Source organism: Brevundimonas sp. KM4, assembly GCF_000964075.1.
Taxonomy (GTDB): domain Bacteria; phylum Pseudomonadota; class Alphaproteobacteria; order Caulobacterales; family Caulobacteraceae; genus Brevundimonas; species Brevundimonas huaxiensis.
Genome location: NZ_JZRG01000012.1, coordinates 166,565 through 183,243, shown reverse-complemented (window position 1 = coordinate 183,243; position 16,679 = coordinate 166,565). Strand labels below are relative to the sequence as shown.

The window sequence follows — 16,679 nt, the reverse complement described above, 5'->3', positions numbered from 1 at the left end:
CTGCGGCGGCGCGGCGGGGGCGAAGTGAAAAACTGGATCTTGGAGTGGGATCGTGACGCCCGATCATTCCGCGAACCGGCGCCGCTATCTGGCGCTATGGTTCCCGTGGCTGCCCAGCGACCGGCTGAGGCGTGGGGCGATAGCGGGCGACGCGTCGCCTGAGATTGGGCCAAATCCCGCGCCGGTCGTCCTGGTCGAGAAGGTCGGCGGCGCCCTGCGTCTGGCGGCCGTCGATCCGGCGGCGGCAAGGGCGGGGCTGACGCCCGGGCTGACCCTGGCTGACGCGAGGGCGCGAACGCCGTTCCTGTGCACCATCATCCATAGGCCCGAGGTGGATTCTGCCCTGCTGCTGCGGGTGCTGGAGGACTTCGGCCGCTTCACTCCGATGATCGCCGAGGATGCGCCGCACGGTCTGTTGCTGGACGTCACCGGCTGCGCCCATCTGTTCGGCGGGGAGGCTGGCCTGGTGCGCGCTGCGTATCAGCGTGCGGGTCGCATCGGCCTGGAGATGCGCAGCGCTCTGGCGTCCACACCCCAGGCGGCGCGCGCCTTGGCCCGTTTCGGGCGGGGTGGGCTGTTCGCTTCGGGCGAGGATCGACAGGCGGTGCGTCGGCTGCCGATCACGGCGCTAGAGTTGCCGGAGCGTGACGCCCAGGCGCTGCAGCGCGCCGGCCTGAAGCGGATCGCCGATCTGGACGACCGGCCGCGCGCGCCTCTTGCGGCCCGCTTTGGGACGGACTTCCCTTCACGTCTGGCTCGTTTGCTTGGCGACGAGGATGTTCGCATCACCCCGCACCGACCGCCGCCCCCCATCGTCGTGGATCGAGTCTTTTTCGAACCCATTCTCACCGACGCGGACGTGGATCGCGTCCTGTCCGACCTGCTGATCGACATCGCCGATCGCCTGGACCAGGCGGGCCAGGGCGGGCGGGCGTTTGAGGCCGGCTTCTACCGCGTTGATGGCCAAGTTCGCCGCATCGTCGCGAGGACAGGCCGTCCGACACGCGATGTGGACACGGTGCTGCGTCTGTTTCGCGAACGGTTGGCGGCCTTGGCAAGCCCGCTGGATCCCGGCTTCGGTTTCGATCAGATGCGGTTATCGGTTCTGGAAGCCCAGACGTTGAAACCGGTTCAGCGCGGCCTCGACGGTGACAGCCCCGACGGCGAGGATTTCAGTCGTCTGATCGACCGATTGACGGCGCGGCTGGGACCCGAGGCGGTGTTGAGTTTCGAACCTCTAGGGTCGCACATCCCCGAGCGCGCCGGACGGATGGTCCCGGCGACGATGAAGGCGCTGCGAACGGCTCATGACTGGCCGGATCTCGATCCCGACGATCCGCCCTTGCGGCCCTTGCAGATGTTCGACCCGCCCCAGCCAGTGGAAACCCTGGCGGAGGTGCCGGACGGTTCGCCCCTGCGTTTCCGATGGCGCCGGGTTCTGCATGAGGTGGCCTTGGCCGAGGGACCGGAGCGGATCGGCGGCGAATGGTGGCGCGCGCCGGATCAGAAGACCCGCGACTATTACCGCGTCGAGGACCGCGAGGGCCGCCGTTTCTGGCTGTTCCGTCAGGGCCTGTATGGCGAGACCGACGAGCCGCGGTGGTTCGTCCACGGCCTGTTCGCTTGACCGCGCCCGCCTATGCCGAGCTGGCGGCGACCAGCAACTTTTCCTTCCTGCGCGGGGCGTCGCATCCGAAGGATCTCGTTCTGACCGCGATCCTGAGAGGGCATTCGGGGCTGGGTCTGGCCGATCGCAACACGGTTTCCGGCGTGGTGCGGGCCTGGAGCGCCCTGCGGACCATCCGCGAGGACGGCCTGTCGCCGCCCGATGTCGTGCGCGACGGCGGCGGGCCGGGCGAAGTGACCTATGTCGAGGATCCGCTGAACGATCCAGCCCTGTCGCAGATGGTCAAGGATCGGGCCGCGACGTTCAAACTGGCGACCGGCGCGCGTCTGGCCTTCAACGACGGGACGCCCGACATCCTCGCCTATCCCGAGACGCGCGCCGGCTGGGGACGACTGACGCGGCTGCTGACCCTGGGCAATCGCCGGGCGGTGAAGGGGCAGTGCGAGATCGGACTGCGCGATCTGCTGGCCGCGCCCGAGGATCTGCTGCTGATCCTCATGCCGGGCGAACGGTTGAATGGCATCGATCAGGTCTTGGCGCAGTTGACCGATGCGTCGCCCGGCGCGGTTTGGCTGGGCGCGGTGATGGGGCGGAACGGCGACGACCGTCGAAGACTGGCCCGGCTGAAAACACTGTCAGAGCGAAGCGGCGCACCGCTTCTGGCCGTCAACGATGTCCTCTATCACGACCCGATCCAACGCGATCTGCAGGACGTGCTGACCTGTATTCGCGAAGGCGTGACGATCGAGGACGCAGGCCGACGTCTGAACGCCAATGCCGAACGCTGGCTGAAACCGCCCGCCGAGATGGCCCGCCTGTTCCGCGATGCGCCCGAGGCGCTGGTCGAGAGCCGGCACGTCTTGTCTCGCATCGGCTTCGATCTAGGCGATATCAGTTACCAGTATCCGGAAGAGACGACCCCGCCTGATAAGACGCCGCAGGGCTGGCTGGAACAGCTGACCTGGCGACATGCCGAGATGCGTTATCCCGACGGCGTGCCCAACAAGGTCAAGGCGCTGCTGGAGAAAGAGCTGATCTTCATCGCAAAGGCCGGCTACGCGCCGTACTTCCTGACGATCTACGACATCGTGAGGGTGGCGAAGGACAAGCGGATTTTGTGTCAGGGTCGAGGTTCGGCGGCCAACTCGGCTGTCTGTTACGTACTGGGCATCACGGCGGTGGACCCGGCGGAATCCGATCTGCTGTTCGAACGCTTCCTTTCCACCGACCGGGGCGAGCCGCCTGACATCGACGTCGACTTCGAGCACGAGCGGCGCGAGGAGATCATCCAGCACATCTACGAACGCTATGGCCGCGCGCGCGCCGGCATCGCCGCCACCGTGATCCGCTATCGTCCCAAGAGCGCCATCCGTGACGTCGGCAAGGCGCTGGGTCTGACCGAGGACGTGACCGCACGTCTGGCCTCCAGCCAATGGGGCAGTTGGGGCGGTGAGATCGGCGAGCGCCATGTCGAGCAGGCCGGTCTAGACCCCGCCAATCCCATGATCCAGCGTGCGGTGAAGATGGCCATGCGGCTATTGAACTTTCCCCGCCACCTGTCCCAGCACGTCGGCGGATTCGTCCTGACCCAGGACCGGCTGGACGAACTGGTCCCCATCGGCAATGCCGCCATGCCGGATCGCACCTTCATCGAATGGGACAAGGACGACATTGATGCACTCCGCCTGATGAAGGTCGATGTGCTGGCGCTCGGCATGCTGACCTGCATCCGCAAGGCGTTCGACCTGATCCGCGCTCATCACGGGGACGATTGGGCGCTGCATACGATCCCGCGCGACGATCCCGCCGTTTACGACATGCTGTGCAAGGGCGACTCCATCGGCGTGTTTCAGGTCGAGAGCCGCGCCCAGATCAACATGTTGCCCCGGTTGAAGCCGCGCCGCCTTTATGACTTGGTGATCCAGGTCGCCATCGTTCGGCCTGGTCCGATCCAGGGCGACATGGTCCACCCCTATCTGCGCCGCCGCAACGGGCTTGAGGAGCCGGACTACTCCAGGCCTGGACCGCAGTATCCTCAAGACGAGCTAAAACAGGTTCTGGAAAAGACCCTCGGCGTGCCCCTGTTTCAGGAACAGGCGATGAAGGTCGCCATGGTCGCGGCCGAGTTCAACGAGAAGGAAGCGAATGGTCTGCGCAAGGCTATGGGCACCTTCCGAGGCGACGGCACCCTGCACACCTACGAAGACCGAATGGTCGGCAAGATGATCGAACGCGGATATGACCCGACCTTCGCCCAGCGGTGCTTCGATCAGATCAAGGGTTTCGGCTCCTACGGGTTTCCGGAGAGTCACGCCGCCTCCTTCGCCCAACTGGTCTATGTCTCCTCATGGATCAAACGCCACTATCCGGCGGCCTTCGCCTGCGCCCTGCTGAACAGCCAGCCGATGGGATTCTACGCCCCGGCCCAGATCGTGCGCGACGCCCGCGAACACGGCGTCGAGGTGCGGCCGGTCGATGTCTCTTACAGCGGTTGGGACAACAGTCTGGAAGGTTCGGACAAGACGCCGGCGCTGCGGATCGGCCTGCGCCAGATCGAGGGCTTCCGCGAAGACTGGGCAGAGGCGCTCGCCGCCGCCCGCGCCTTCTCTCTGTCCAACATCGAAACTCTGGCCCGCCGCGCCGCCTTGCCGTCTGCCGCTATGCGCAAGCTGGCTGACGCAGACGCTTTCCGATCGTTGGGGCTGGACCGGCGCGAAGCCCTTTGGGCCGTGCGCCGACTGCCTGACGACACGCCCTTGCCGTTGTTCGCCGCCGCCGATGCGCGCGAGCTCGGCGTCGAACCCGACGCCCGGCTGCCGGTCATGCCGCTGGGCGAGCATGTCGCCGCCGATTACCAGACACTGCGCCTGTCGTTGAAGGCGCACCCCATGGCCATCCTGCGCCCGATCTTCCACGCCGAAGGCCTGCTGACCTGCGCCCGGACCGAAGCCCGTCACGGCGGCGCCCTGGTGCAGGTCGCCGGCGTGGTTCTGGTGCGTCAACGTCCCGGCAAGGGCAACGCCATCTTCGTCACCTTGGAAGACGAGACCGGCATCATCAACGTGGTCCTCTGGGCGCGGATGTTCGAGCAGTTCCGCCGCGAGGTCATGGCCGCCCGCCTGATGGCGGTCGAGGGTGTGGTTGAGAAAAGCCCCGAAGGCGTCGTCCACTTGGTCGCCCGCCGCGTCATCGACCGTTCCAGCGAACTGTCACGCCTATCTCAAGATCACGATACTTCGGTGCAACTCGCCCGCGCCGACGTCGTCGCCCATCCCCAGACACCCCGACATCCACCGCATCGCCATCCCCGTGATGTGCGCATCCTGCCCGGATCTAGAGATTTTCATTGATCCAAAATTGCGGGACCGAAACTCAAAAGGTCATTTTTGATTCCCGATACTCCACTGCTGAAACAATGACTTCGGCAAGGCATCGTAGAGGTCATCCGAGGTCAATCCCGGACCGAAACGCTCTGCGGCGTCGGAATGAAGCCAGACAGCGGCGCAGGCTGCCTCGAAGCTGTCCATGCGTTGGGCGACCAATCCGCCGATCATGCCGGCCAGGACGTCGCCGGTTCCGGCCGTCGCCAGCCAAGGCGAGCCGTTTTCGTTTCGGCGGATGCGGCCGTCAGGTGATGCGATCAGGGTCTGAGCGCCCTTCAGGACGATCGTCGCCTGGGCCGCTCGCGCCGCTTCTTGAACTGCCGTTTCGCGGCCTTGCGCAAGCAGGCCCGGAAACAGTCGTTCAAACTCGCCTTCATGCGGCGTCAGGATGTCGTCACGATCCAACACGGCGAACAGTTCAGCAGTCCGACCTTTGAAGACTGACAGACCATCGGCGTCGATCACCAGAACGGCGCCGGTCGAGCCCAGCGCCTGAATGTTTGCGATCGTCGCATCGTCCGGGCCTGCGGCCGGTCCGATCACGACCGCGTCGCTGCCGGCGGCTTCGCGACTTAAGTTTTCGGGTGAAGAAAAAGGCGTCAGCATCACCGCCTGCACAGCCGGCGCGATCACCGACGCTGCATCTGCCGGACAAAGGATTCGCACCACCCCGGCGCCCATCCTGAGACCCGCGTGTGCGGCAAGCCGCGCCGCACCGGTGTGATGCGCCTTTCCCGAAACGACCGCCAAACGACCACGCGCATGCTTGTGCGTTTCCGCGCTCGGCCAAGGCAGAAAATTGCGCCAGATCGCCGGGTCGTTGGTTTCTATCATCCGCGTTCCGATTATCCTTCGCCAGCCTGCGAAAATCGCTTGCTTTGAGCAGCCCTGCTGTGTCCCATTCGCGCCCGAGCGCCGCTGCATTCCGTGCGCCGCTCCGGGGTCGCCATGAAGAAAATCGAAGCCATCATCAAGCCCTTCAAGCTGGATGACGTCAAAGAGGCGCTCCAGGACGTGGGCGTGCAAGGCATGACTGTACTGGAGGCTAAGGGATATGGCCGCCAGAAGGGTCATTCCGAGCTGTATCGCGGTGCGGAATACGTCATCGACTTCCTGCCCAAGATCAAGATCGAGGTGGTCGTCGCCGATGACCTCGCGCCCGCGGTTGTTGAGGCCATTCAGACCTCGGCCCGCACAGGCAAGATCGGCGACGGCAAGATCTTCGTGTCCGACGTCGCCGAGGTGATCCGCATCCGCACCGGCGAAACCGGAGCCCAAGCCGTCTGACCGACTACCCTCCCCGGCCCTCGGCCTTCGGGTCGCTGTCCGGTCTCCTCCCCAAACGACAAGAACAGGACTTTTCGAGAATGAGCGCCAGCAAGATCCTCAAAGAGATCAAGGATGAGGAGGTCCAATATGTGGACGTCCGCTTCACCGACACGCGCGGCAAGCTTCAGCACGTCACCTTCGACGTCGATCTGGTCGACGAGGACTTCCTGAACGACGGCACGATGTTCGACGGCTCTTCGATCGCCGGCTGGAAGGCTATCAACGAGTCCGACATGCTGCTGAAGCCGGACCTGACCACGGCTTACATCGATCCCTTCTATCAGCAGAAGACGATGTTCCTGTTCTGCGACGTGCTGAACCCGGACACCGGCGAGCCCTACAACCGCGACAGCCGCTCGATGGCCAAGAAGGCGCTGTCGTACGTCCAGTCGTCGGGCGTGGGCAACCAGGTATTCTTCGGACCGGAAGCCGAGTTCTTCATCTTCGACGACGTGCGCTGGTCCACCCAGCCGCACGACACCGGCTACAGCTACGACTCGACCGAGCTGCCCGCCAATACCGGCGCCGAATACTCCGAAGGCAATATGGGCCATCGCCCTGGACCCAAAGGCGGCTATTTCCCGGTCAATCCGGTCGATTCCGGACAGGACCTGCGCGGCGAAATGCTGGGCGTCATGCGCGATCTGGGCCTTCAGCCTGAGAAGCACCACCATGAGGTAGCCCCGGCTCAGCACGAACTGGGCCTGAAGTTCTCGGACCTGCTGACCATGGCCGACCGCCTGCAGCTCTATAAGTACGTGATCCACAATGTGGCCCACGCCTATGGCAAGTCGGCGACCTTTATGGCCAAGCCGATGTTTGCGGACAACGGTTCGGGCATGCACGTCCACATGTCGATCTGGAAGGACGGCAAGCCCCAGTTCGCCGGCGACCAGTACGCCGGTCTGTCGCAGGAATGTCTGTGGTACATCGGCGGCATCATCAAACACGCCAAGGCCATCAACGCCTTCGCCAACTCGACCACCAACTCCTACAAGCGTCTGGTCCCCGGATATGAAGCCCCGGTGAAGCTGGCCTATTCGGCCCGCAACCGCTCAGCCTCGATCCGTATCCCACACGTCTCCTCGCCCAAGGCCAAGCGTCTGGAAGCCCGCTTCCCCGACCCGATGGGCAACCCCTATCTGACCTTCGTGGCCCTGCTGATGGCCGGTCTGGACGGGATCGAGAACCGCATCGATCCGGGTGCGCCCGCCGACAAGAACCTCTACGACCTGCCGCCGGAAGAGCGCGGCTCGATCCCCGAGGTCTGCGGCTCGCTGCGTGAAGCGCTGGAGAACCTGGATAAGGACCGCGCCTTCCTCAAGAAGGGCGGCGTCATGGATGACGACTTCATCGACAGCTACATCGAGCTGAAGATGGAAGAGGTGATGCGTCTGCAACTGCATCCGCACCCGGTCGAGTTCGACATGTACTACAGCTGCTGATCACCTGATCGCAGTCAAGGCAAAGGGCCGGGGATCGCTCCCCGGCCCTTTTTCATGGCCTGACTGCTTCAAGCAGCGATCGAGACGCCAACGTGGCGCTAAGCGATCTCGGCTTCCAGATCGTCCGCCTTCCTGCGGCGCAACTCGATCAGTCGCACGCACCAGATCGAAATCTCGTAGAGAATGACCAGAGGCACGGCCAGCATCAGCTGGCTGATCGGATCGGGCGGCGTGACCACGGCCGCGACCACGACCACGGCGACGATGGCGTAACGCCGACCAGCCGCCATGATCTTTGAGCTGATTAGACCTGCCAGGCCCAACAGCGTAGTGACGACAGGCAGCTGGAAGCAGAGACCGAAGGCGAGCAGCAGCGAGGTGACCAGGCTGAGGTAGTCGGAAATCTTCGTGGTTTGCGCCACGGATATGCCGTCGGTGGCCACCTGCTGGCTCAGCGAGAACAACATCACGAAAGGGAGCATGACGTAATAGACCAGCGCCCCGCCCAGGCAGAACATCACAGGTGCCGCGATCAGGAACGGCAGAAACGCCCCGCGCTCGTTGCGATAGAGACCCGGCGCGACGAACCGGTACAGCTGCCACGCCATAACGGGGAAGGTCAGGACCGCCGCGCCAAAGGCCGCGATCTTCATCTTGGTGAACAGCTGTTCCAGCGGCGCCGTAGCGATCAGTTGAACAACGGCGGCGCTGCCGGGCGGATAGGGTTTGATCCCCGTCATCACCGCGATCAGTTCGATGGGATTGGCGTGACCGCCTGTCGCCAGAGCGGCGGCATGGATCGCCACGGCGGCCTGATACGGCTTGATCAGCGCAATCTGAATTTGATTGGCGAAGGCGAAGCAGAGGATGAAGGCCAAGAAGAAGGCCACGACGCAGATCAGCAGCCGCCCGCGCAGCTCGATCAGATGATCCATCAGGGGCGCGCGCGACGCCTCGATCTCGGCCTCGTCACGATCGGAAGGCGTCACAGGTCAACGGCTTTCTTGTGCGAGGTCTTGGGCTTGGCGGCTGCAGGCTTGGTCTTGGCCGCCGGCGCAGCGCTCTTCGGTTTGGCGGCTGAGCGAGGCTTGGCGGTCGCCGATCCGGCGATAGCCGCCCCCGTCTTTGCCTTGGGGTCCCCTCGCTTGGATTTCGTCGCCGTGACAGGCTCAACAGGCGATGGCGTGTCCGGCCATTCATCGGCCGCAGGCATCATCACCGGCGCCTCCGGCTCGGGCGCAGGCAGGGCAGCCGCCGCAGTCGGCCCGGTCAATCCGGCGTTGATGTCCTTGAACGCGGCGTCCGCCTCGGCGCCCAGGGGATACATGGCACCCTGCCCCGTGCGCAGCGCCTCGACCTCCTTGCGCAGGTCGTCCAGTTCGGACTGACGCGCCATCTCGTCGAAACTGGATCGGAACTCGTTGGCCATGGCGCGCGCCTTGGCCACCATCTGACCGACGCGCCGCATCAGGACAGGCAGATCCTTTGGCCCCACAACAAGAAGGGCCACCAGGCCGATCACCACTAATTCGAAACCCCCGATACCGGGGCCGAGCCCGCCCATGCGTCAGCCCTTACAGACGACGACTAGCGCTTCAGCTCTTCCTTTTCCGCCTCGGTGCGCGGCAGCGAGCTGACGCCTTCGTGCGGGCCGTCCTTCTTGTCTTCGTCCTTCAGGCCGTCCTTGAAGGCGCGGATGCCCTTGGCGGCGTCGCCCATGATGCCCGACAGCTTGCCCCGGCCGCCGAACAGCAGCGCGATGACGACGATGACGATGGCCCAATGCCAGATGCTCATGGAGCCCATGGCTAATCTCCTCGCGGGGATCGGTCATCCGATCCCATCCACTCTTATTCGACCCGCATATAGGCGCAGTGATGGCCCCGCGCCAAGGGAGGCTGTAGGTCTGCGCGACCATGAGTCCCTCCGATCACGTCATCATCCACACCGACGGCGCCTGCAAGGGCAATCCCGGCCCCGGCGGCTGGGGCGCCGTGCTTCAGGCCGGCGGCGGTCACGAGAAGGAATTATGGGGCGGCGAGGCCAACACGACCAACAATCGCATGGAGCTGATGGCCGCGATCATGGCGCTGGAAGCCCTGAAACGGCCCTGTAGGGTCGAACTGCATACCGACAGCAAATACGTCATGCAGGGTATCACTGAATGGATGCGCGGCTGGAAGGCGCGCGGCTGGCTGACGGCCGACAAGAAGCCGGTCAAGAACGCCGATCTATGGCAGCGGCTGGACGCGGCGCGCCTGCGTCACGACGTGAAATGGCGATGGGTAAAGGGTCATGCCGGCCACGAACTGAACGAACGCGCCGACCAACTGGCGGATCGCGGTGTCGCGGAACTACCCCGGCGCTAGACCGCCTCGACCTCTTTATCCGGCTCGGCAGGACGTCGGCGGACGCGCGATCCGCTCATCACCGCGCCAAACAGGGCTGTAACGGCCGCGATCTGGAACCCATGACCGACCCCGTTGATCGGCGCGGCCGACAGCAGGAAAGCCACCACCACGGCGCCCAAAGATTGCCCGACGACCCGCGCCATGCCCAGAGTGCCGCCCGCCGCGCCGGCGCGATCCTTAGGCGCTTCCGACAGCATGGCGCGATTGTTGAGCGACTGGAAAAATCCGAAGCCCGCGCCGCAAAGCGCCATGCGCCACACGATGTCGAAGTGGCTCAAATCGGCCTTAGGGAAACTCAGCGCCATCAGGCCGCAGGCGAACAGGCTAAGGCCGATGGCGCCCAGCACGCCCGCCGAATAGCGATCGGAAAGATAGCCAGCCAAGGGCGCAGCAATCATAGTCGCCAGCGGCCAAGGCGTCATCAGCAGGCCGGTCTCGACCGCCGTAAGCCCCAATGTGCCCTGGAGGAAGAAGGGCAAGGCCACGAACGCCATCATCTGGGCGGTGAAGGATATGATTGATGTGGCGACCGACAGGCTGAACATCGGTCGCGCCAGCAGGTCGAGGGGGATCAACGGCGAGGTTCGTGACCGCTCGTGGCGAATCAGCAAGACCCCGGCTGCGAGCCCTGCCCCTGTCAGACCGAAGCCAAGAACGGCCGCCTCACCGTGCGCCAGCGATTGAATGCCGGTGATCAGCAGGCCGAACGCCGCAGCGTTCAGCGCGGCTCCGACCCAGTTCAGCTTTCGCGGCTGAAGTCGGTTGTGTGGCAGGGTGAAACCCGCCAGCGACACCGCCAGCAGGCCGATCGGCACATTCAGCGCAAACAGCCAGCGCCAATGTCCGACAGCCAAGATAGCGCTGGCGATGGTCGGCCCCGCCGCCGCCGCCAACGAAACGATCACCGCGTTGATCCCGACCGCGCGACCGAGCAGCCGCTGCGGATAGGTGTAACGGACCAAGGCCCCGTTGACGCTCATGATGCCTGCCGCTCCGAAGCCCTGAAAGACGCGCGCGAGGCTGAGCGTCTCGATGGAGTTGGCGAACACGCAGGCGATGGAGGCCAGGGTGAAGACGGCCAGACCGGCCTGCGACACACGGCGATAACCGACGATCTCGCCCAGCGACGCCAGCGGCAAAAGGGCGACCACGATGGCGATCTGATAGGCGTTGACGATCCAGATCGAGGCGGCCGATGACGCCTGTAAATCCTGCGCAATCGACGGCAGGGCGACATTGGCGATCGCGCCATCCAGAACGGCAAGCGTGATGCCCAGGCCGATGGACACGATTGCCCAATAGCGCCTGGGTGTCGGCAAGCCGTCCGTGACGGCGTTCTGGGTGTCAGTCATGCCTGACGAACGCCGATGTGACCGTTGCGTTCAGACGGCTGATTGCACTGTCAGCAACGAGCCGTTCACGCGCGTCACGACAACGTCCTGCCCCTCGATCGGCGCCTCGCCCACGATCTCGGCCGGCCATTCAGCGCCGGAGATGAAGACGCGACCGCGGCCCGAGACGAACGTCTCGACCACGCGCGCCCGCTGGCCGACCAGACGGCTGTCGCGGTCGTTGATGTCGGGACCGTCGGGATTGGCTTTGGAGATCAGACGACGGGACAGTAGGGTGGCGATGACGGTCAGAACCGCGAAGACGGCGACCTCACCCGGCAGCCCCAACCGCACGCCCGCCGCCGTCATGACCGCGACAACCCCGGCCGAAACGGCGGGCCATAGCAGCCATTCGGTCGAGAACATCGCTTCGACCGCCAGCAGCAGAACCCCGATCGCCAGCCAGATCCAGAACGGCTGGGCGACATACAGATCAGCAAGCGACATCATCGGTCAGCCTCCTTGGATCAGGCCGAGGGTGGAACGGAGCCCCCGGCGGGGCGGCGGGGCGGCGCGGGCCGCACGGGCGGCGTCGCGGCCGAGTTTTGATCCTTGGCCAGTCCGACCATCTCGCCGATGCCGGCGATGGTGCCGACCAAGGCGCCCATTTCGGCGGGCACGATGACGGTGCGTTGCTGCGGGCTGCGCGCCAGTTCGGCGAAGGCTTCGACGTATTTCTGAGCGACGAAATAGTTGATGGCGTTGACGTCCCCGCGGGCGATGGCTTCCGACACCATGGCCGTGGCGCGGGCCTCGGCTTCGGCCTCGCGCTCGCGCGCCTCGGCGTCGCGGAAGGCGGCTTCCTTGCGGCCCTCAGCCTGTAGAATGGCGGCCTGTTTGGCGCCCTCGGCGCGGGCGATGGCGGCGGATTTCTCGCCGTCAGCCTCGGTGATGACGGCGCGACGTTCGCGCTCGGCCTTCATCTGACGGGCCATAGCGTTGGTGATGTCGGTTGGCGGGGTCAGATCCTTGATCTCGATCCGGTTGACCTTGACGCCCCATGGCTCGGTCGCGGCATCGATGACGTGCAGCAGGCGCGTGTTGATGCTGTCGCGCTGGCTCAGCACCTCGTCCAGTTCCATCGAACCGACCACGGTCCGCAGATTGGTCATGCATAGCTGCGAGATGGCGTAAGGCAGATCGTCGACGCGATAGGCGGCGCGGGCGGAATCCATAACCTGGATGAAGACGATTCCATCGACCTTCACCATGGCGTTATCCCTGGTGATGACCTCCTGGGTCGGCACGTCCAGCACCTGCTCCATCATGTTCATGCGGCGGCCGACCCGCTCCACGAACGGGGTCAGGAAGCCGATGCCGGGGCTCAACGTCTTCGTGTATTTGCCGAAGCGTTCGACTGTGAATTCACGGCCTTGCGGCACAATCTTGATCACGCTGATCAACAGCACGATGGCCAGCAACAGCACAACGCCGGCGAAGATGGTGGTCACGTCCATTCAGATCCCTCCCTGACGCGGCAAGCCTACCCGCTGTACGCGAGCGGCGCCAGACAAACCGAGAGGATGGCCGCCTTAAAGGCCGCGCTTGGCCCGCCAGGCCGCCAAACGCACGCTGACGTCACGTTCGATGTCGCCGTAGAACAGGTTGTAGGGCACGATCTTGCGTCGGTCCGCCCAACTGCCGCCAGCTGTCAAAAAATCGGCGTCAGGCGCGCTATGCCACAACAGGCCGCCACGGCATTCTGTGGAGATCAACCGACCCGTGAGAGCTGGTCGGGCGCCCCATTCCAAGCCGGTCGCATTGGTCGCGCCGCTGTGCTGACGCGCCGCGGCACGCGGCTGGCTCACAGCACCCGTCAAAGGATTCACGCAGATGGGATCAGTGGACAGGTTCACCAGATCGCCGCGATCGTCCCATTCCAGAGCGCGTCTCAGCTTGCGCCGCGCGCCCGCATCATCGCCCTCCTGCACCGACGCCCAGGCCAAGATGCACCCCGTTTGATCAGCGGCGTCGCAGGGCGAGATCGCCTGCCGGAACATCTCGCGCCCGACCAAAGTATCGATCAGATAGGCGGCGACAAGCCTGTCTTTCAGCGCCGGATCGGCGCGAAGTTGGTCGCGAACCAGACGCGCCGTCAGTTCCCCGCCCTGTTCGACGCCGGCGATAACAATGGGACCGGCGGGATGCTGCTGCAGCCACAGTTCGAAAGCGGTCTTCACGTCCTCATAGGCGAAGGCGCGCGCTTCGCGCGCGTCATCACGCAAGGTCAGGCGGGTGTACAGGCTGGCTTGACGATACAGCGGCGCGCTGACCCTGCCCTCCCGGGCGAAGGGCGACGCATAGTTGGGCAGCACGACGCGCCGCATATAGGCGTTGGCCCGTGCATCGTCGATCGGCCCATTCCACTCGGCTCCACCATCGAAAGTGGTCGGCATGACGAAGAAGACCGCCGCCTGGTTGGGCGCGCCTTGGTCGATCAGCGCCCAGGAGGATGTCTTTCGATAGTCGGGCGCGGGCGGTGGCTTGTAGGTCTGGAACGGCACCTGCGGGTCCAGCCCTGCCCTCAGAATGTCGCCGCTCCACACCGCGACGGCCGCCGTGAGCACGAAGACGGCGGCGAAGCCTGCATATCCGACCCATTGCCTGAAGGTCAGCCGACGCATCAGCGGTACGGATCAGCCGTGGCGAGGAAGTCCTGCACGTAGCGCCGCACGCCCTCTTCCAACGGCGTCGATTGACCCTCGAAGCCTGCGGCGCGGATGCGATCCATGCGGGCTTCGGTGAAATACTGATAGCGGTCGCGGATCGACAGGGGCGTATCGACATAGTCGATGGAGGGCGTCTTGCCGGCGGCCTCGAAGGTGGCGCGCGCAAGATCGGCGAACGACCGCGCCTGACCCGAGCCAGCGTTGAAGATGCCCGAGACCTGCGGCGACTGGAGCAAAAACTCGATGATATCGACCACATCGTCGATATAGACGAAGTCTCGCATCTGGCCGCCGTCCGCATAGTTGGGATTGTGCGACCGAAACAGGGTCACGGTCTCGCCCGCCGCAACCTTCGGCCAGATTTGAGCCACAACCGACTTCATTCCGCCCTTGTGACCTTCGTTCGGACCATAAACGTTGAAGAATTTCAGCCCTGCCCACTGGGGCGGCGCTCGACCCCGATCCGCCTGCCGGACTGCATATTGGTCGAACAGCATTTTCGAATAGCCATAGGCGTTTAGCGGACGAAGCTGCGATAATGAATCTGCATCGTCATCGTCGTTGAAGCCCGTCTCGCCATCGCCATAGGTCGCAGCCGAAGACGCGTAGATCATTCGCGATCCCCGGATTGCGCACCAGTCCCACAGGTCGCGGGACAGAATGAAGTTGGTCCGCAAAATCAGGTCGGCGTCCGGCTCGGTCGTCGAAGAGATCGCGCCCATATGCACCACGGCCTCAATCCGCTCGGTGTGACGCTCCAGCTGCTCGAACAGTTCTTCGGGCGACCAGAAGTCGGCGATTGCGTGCTTGGCCAGGTTCTTCCATTTGGCTAGGTCGGCCGTCTCCAGACGATCGCAAACGACCACATCGTAGGCGGTCTCCGCCGTCAGTCGGGCGACGATGTTCGAGCCGATGAAACCGGCGCCGCCGGTCACGACGATCATTCTCGGCGTCACTGCGCGCTCCCTGTCATTTTCTCGATCGTCCGCGTGGTTGAATAGCCGTCCTTAAAGTCGGCCAACTTGACCTCGCCGCCCCAGCTTTCGACCAGATCGCCGCCCACGACGCCCTCGCGCGTGTAATCCGAGCCCTTGATCAGAACATCAGGACGCAGCCGTTCGATCAGGGCGATCGGCGTCGGGTCATCGAAACTGGTGACGCGATCGACGCTGGCCAGCCCGCCGATGACGACGGCACGACTGTCCAGATCATTCACCGGTCGCCCCTCGCCCTTCAGTCGCTTGACCGAGGCGTCGGTGTTCAGCGCCACGACCAGGCGATCGCACCAGCTACGGGCCTGCGCCAGATAGGCCACATGGCCGCGGTGCAGGATGTCGAAACAGCCGTTGGTGAAACCGATCTTCAGGCCCTGACGTCGCCAGTCCTCGACCTCGACCGCCAGTTCGTCGATCGGCGTCACCTTGGACACCGCAGCGGTGGCGTGCTGGCTCAGCTCGGCTTCGATCAGCTCGGCGGGTGTGACGACAGCTGTCCCGGCCTTCCCGACGACCACGCCAGAGGCCAGGATGGCGAACTCGACCGCCATCTCCAGCGATGCGCCGGCGCCCAGCGCCAACCCGATGGCGGCCAAGCCTGTATCGCCGGCGCCAGACACGTCGAAGACCTCGCGCGCCCGGCCGGGGAAGTGCTTCACGGGTTCACCGCGCCGCGCCAGGCTCATCCCCTTGCCCGCACGGGTGACGATGATCGCCTTGGCGGTCGTGGCGGCCAGTAAGGCAGCCAGCGCCGTCTCGACCTCGGCGTCCGTCCCGACCGGCAGGCCGGTGGCGCCGGCCAGTTCCGAAGCATTCGGCTTGATGACATCCACCGCGCCGTAGCGAGCGAAGTCCCTTCCCTTTGGATCGACGACAACCGGCGCACCGGATGTCTGCGCCGCGTTCAGAGCCGAAGCCAGCAGCGCATCGCTGACGACGCCCTTGGCGTAATCTGAGAGCAAATAGACCGAGGCATCTGTAAACGCGTCCGAATCTTGGATCGCCGTCGGCGCAGCCTCGTCATCGAGCCGCAGCAACTGTTGCCCCCCCGAAACGAAGCGCGTCTTCACGATGGTGGACGCGCCTGCCGGCCTCGCCACGACGTCCTCGATGTGCGGCTCGGCGGCGATCAGAGCGGTCAGTTCCGCCCCGGCCGCGTCGTCGCCGATTACGGCGCCAAGCCGCGCCACCCCGCCCAACGCCGCGATATTGCGCGCCACGTTGCCGACGCCGCCTGGCATGGCGACGGTGCGGCTGGTGCGAAGCACAGGGATCGGCGCCTCGGGCGAGATGCGGCTGACCTCGCCATAGACGTAGCGATCTAGCATCAGGTCGCCGACGCAGGCGATCTTCAGGCCGCGCACGCGCTCCAGCAGGCTTTGCAGGGCGCCCAGGTCCAGGGTGTCAGACATGGGTCCGACCTAGAGGA

Annotated in this window: 15 protein-coding genes; 5 read left to right on the top strand and 10 right to left on the bottom strand. The window is 64.8% G+C overall.

Features of this window, described 5'->3' with window-relative positions; genetic code table 11:
- Nucleotides 1–52 precede the first annotated feature (52 nt).
- Together VH88_RS16235 and VH88_RS08505 are read left to right on the top strand one after the other, a co-directional pair.
- Complete coding sequence (locus tag VH88_RS16235; RefSeq protein WP_231576623.1) at nucleotides 53–1,627, top strand: DNA polymerase Y family protein; 1,575 nt, start codon at nucleotides 53–55, stop codon at nucleotides 1,625–1,627.
- On the top strand, nucleotides 1,624–4,977 hold the full coding sequence (locus tag VH88_RS08505) for an error-prone DNA polymerase (RefSeq protein WP_045810851.1): 3,354 nt from the start codon (nucleotides 1,624–1,626) through the stop codon (nucleotides 4,975–4,977). The genes VH88_RS16235 and VH88_RS08505 overlap by 4 nt, the downstream gene beginning before the upstream one ends.
- 30 nt (nucleotides 4,978–5,007) lie before the next feature.
- Here the strand turns inward: VH88_RS08505 and VH88_RS08500 are convergent, their stop codons facing one another.
- Nucleotides 5,008–5,934, bottom strand: a complete 927-nt coding sequence (locus tag VH88_RS08500; protein ID WP_231576622.1) for an NAD(P)H-hydrate dehydratase — start codon at nucleotides 5,932–5,934, stop codon at nucleotides 5,008–5,010.
- A gap of 24 nt (nucleotides 5,935–5,958) precedes the next feature.
- On the opposite strand from VH88_RS08500, the gene VH88_RS08495 reads away from it, so the two are divergent.
- A complete protein-coding gene (locus VH88_RS08495; protein ID WP_008261682.1) occupies nucleotides 5,959–6,297 on the top strand; it encodes a P-II family nitrogen regulator in 339 nt (112 codons plus the stop codon).
- Nucleotides 6,298–6,377: 80 nt separating this feature from the next.
- Nucleotides 6,378–7,784 carry a type I glutamate--ammonia ligase gene (glnA, locus tag VH88_RS08490; protein ID WP_045810849.1) on the top strand — a complete coding sequence of 469 codons (1,407 nt, stop codon included), beginning with the start codon at nucleotides 6,378–6,380 and terminating at the stop codon, nucleotides 7,782–7,784.
- A gap of 98 nt (nucleotides 7,785–7,882) precedes the next feature.
- Here the strand turns inward: glnA and tatC are convergent, their stop codons facing one another.
- Genes tatC through VH88_RS08475 form a run of 3 tightly spaced genes read right to left on the bottom strand, consistent with a single transcriptional unit; the run spans nucleotide 7,883 to nucleotide 9,590 of the window.
- Complete coding sequence (tatC, locus tag VH88_RS08485) at nucleotides 7,883–8,773, bottom strand: twin-arginine translocase subunit TatC (protein ID WP_045810848.1); 891 nt, start codon at nucleotides 8,771–8,773, stop codon at nucleotides 7,883–7,885.
- Complete coding sequence (gene tatB, locus VH88_RS08480) at nucleotides 8,770–9,348, bottom strand: Sec-independent protein translocase protein TatB (RefSeq protein WP_045810847.1); 579 nt, start codon at nucleotides 9,346–9,348, stop codon at nucleotides 8,770–8,772. The genes tatC and tatB overlap by 4 nt, the downstream gene beginning before the upstream one ends.
- A gap of 23 nt (nucleotides 9,349–9,371) precedes the next feature.
- Entirely contained in the window at nucleotides 9,372–9,590 is a 219-nt protein-coding gene (locus VH88_RS08475; RefSeq protein WP_017503863.1) for a twin-arginine translocase TatA/TatE family subunit, read from the bottom strand.
- A 110-nt stretch (nucleotides 9,591–9,700) separates the two neighbouring features.
- On the opposite strand from VH88_RS08475, the gene rnhA reads away from it, so the two are divergent.
- Nucleotides 9,701–10,153, top strand: a complete 453-nt coding sequence (gene rnhA / locus VH88_RS08470) for a ribonuclease HI (RefSeq protein WP_045810846.1) — start codon at nucleotides 9,701–9,703, stop codon at nucleotides 10,151–10,153.
- Here the strand turns inward: rnhA and VH88_RS08465 are convergent.
- From VH88_RS08465 to rfaE2, 6 genes are all read right to left on the bottom strand, one after another.
- Nucleotides 10,150–11,547 (bottom strand): MFS transporter, encoded by a 1,398-nt coding sequence (locus VH88_RS08465; protein WP_045810845.1) that lies wholly within the window; start codon nucleotides 11,545–11,547, stop codon nucleotides 10,150–10,152. The genes rnhA and VH88_RS08465 overlap by 4 nt on opposite strands.
- A gap of 30 nt (nucleotides 11,548–11,577) precedes the next feature.
- The gene (locus VH88_RS08460; protein WP_045810844.1) at nucleotides 11,578–12,036 is read right to left on the bottom strand and encodes an NfeD family protein; all 459 of its coding nucleotides are present in this window, start codon (nucleotides 12,034–12,036) and stop codon (nucleotides 11,578–11,580) included.
- A gap of 17 nt (nucleotides 12,037–12,053) precedes the next feature.
- On the bottom strand, nucleotides 12,054–13,043 hold the full coding sequence (locus VH88_RS08455) for an SPFH domain-containing protein (RefSeq protein ID WP_045810843.1): 990 nt from the start codon (nucleotides 13,041–13,043) through the stop codon (nucleotides 12,054–12,056).
- A gap of 75 nt (nucleotides 13,044–13,118) precedes the next feature.
- Complete coding sequence (locus VH88_RS08450) at nucleotides 13,119–14,210, bottom strand: DUF3089 domain-containing protein (RefSeq protein WP_045810842.1); 1,092 nt, start codon at nucleotides 14,208–14,210, stop codon at nucleotides 13,119–13,121.
- On the bottom strand, nucleotides 14,210–15,199 hold the full coding sequence (gene rfaD, locus VH88_RS08445) for an ADP-glyceromanno-heptose 6-epimerase (RefSeq protein ID WP_045810841.1): 990 nt from the start codon (nucleotides 15,197–15,199) through the stop codon (nucleotides 14,210–14,212). Before rfaD ends, VH88_RS08450 begins: the two co-directional genes overlap by 1 nt.
- Before the next feature lie 8 nt (nucleotides 15,200–15,207).
- On the bottom strand, nucleotides 15,208–16,662 hold the full coding sequence (gene rfaE2 / locus VH88_RS08440; protein WP_045810840.1) for a D-glycero-beta-D-manno-heptose 1-phosphate adenylyltransferase: 1,455 nt from the start codon (nucleotides 16,660–16,662) through the stop codon (nucleotides 15,208–15,210).
- Between the last annotated feature and the right edge of the window lie 17 nt (nucleotides 16,663–16,679).

Excerpts from the sequence above, each read along its gene's own strand:
- VH88_RS08500 (WP_231576622.1), bottom strand. The coding sequence starts at position 5,934 with ATGCAGCGGCGCTCGGGCGCGAATGGGACACAGCAGGGCTGCTCAAAG.
- VH88_RS08495 (WP_008261682.1), top strand. The coding sequence starts at position 5,959 with ATGAAGAAAATCGAAGCCATCATCAAGCCCTTCAAGCTGGATGACGTC.
- glnA (WP_045810849.1), top strand. The coding sequence starts at position 6,378 with ATGAGCGCCAGCAAGATCCTCAAAGAGATCAAGGATGAGGAGGTCCAA.
- tatB (WP_045810847.1), bottom strand. The coding sequence starts at position 9,348 with ATGGGCGGGCTCGGCCCCGGTATCGGGGGTTTCGAATTAGTGGTGATC.
- VH88_RS08475 (WP_017503863.1), bottom strand. The coding sequence starts at position 9,590 with ATGGGCTCCATGAGCATCTGGCATTGGGCCATCGTCATCGTCGTCATC.
- rnhA (WP_045810846.1), top strand. The coding sequence starts at position 9,701 with ATGAGTCCCTCCGATCACGTCATCATCCACACCGACGGCGCCTGCAAG.
- VH88_RS08465 (WP_045810845.1), bottom strand. The coding sequence starts at position 11,547 with ATGACTGACACCCAGAACGCCGTCACGGACGGCTTGCCGACACCCAGG.
- VH88_RS08460 (WP_045810844.1), bottom strand. The coding sequence starts at position 12,036 with ATGATGTCGCTTGCTGATCTGTATGTCGCCCAGCCGTTCTGGATCTGG.
- VH88_RS08455 (WP_045810843.1), bottom strand. The coding sequence starts at position 13,043 with ATGGACGTGACCACCATCTTCGCCGGCGTTGTGCTGTTGCTGGCCATC.
- VH88_RS08450 (WP_045810842.1), bottom strand. The coding sequence starts at position 14,210 with ATGCGTCGGCTGACCTTCAGGCAATGGGTCGGATATGCAGGCTTCGCC.
- rfaD (WP_045810841.1), bottom strand. The coding sequence starts at position 15,199 with ATGATCGTCGTGACCGGCGGCGCCGGTTTCATCGGCTCGAACATCGTC.
- rfaE2 (WP_045810840.1), bottom strand. The coding sequence starts at position 16,662 with ATGTCTGACACCCTGGACCTGGGCGCCCTGCAAAGCCTGCTGGAGCGC.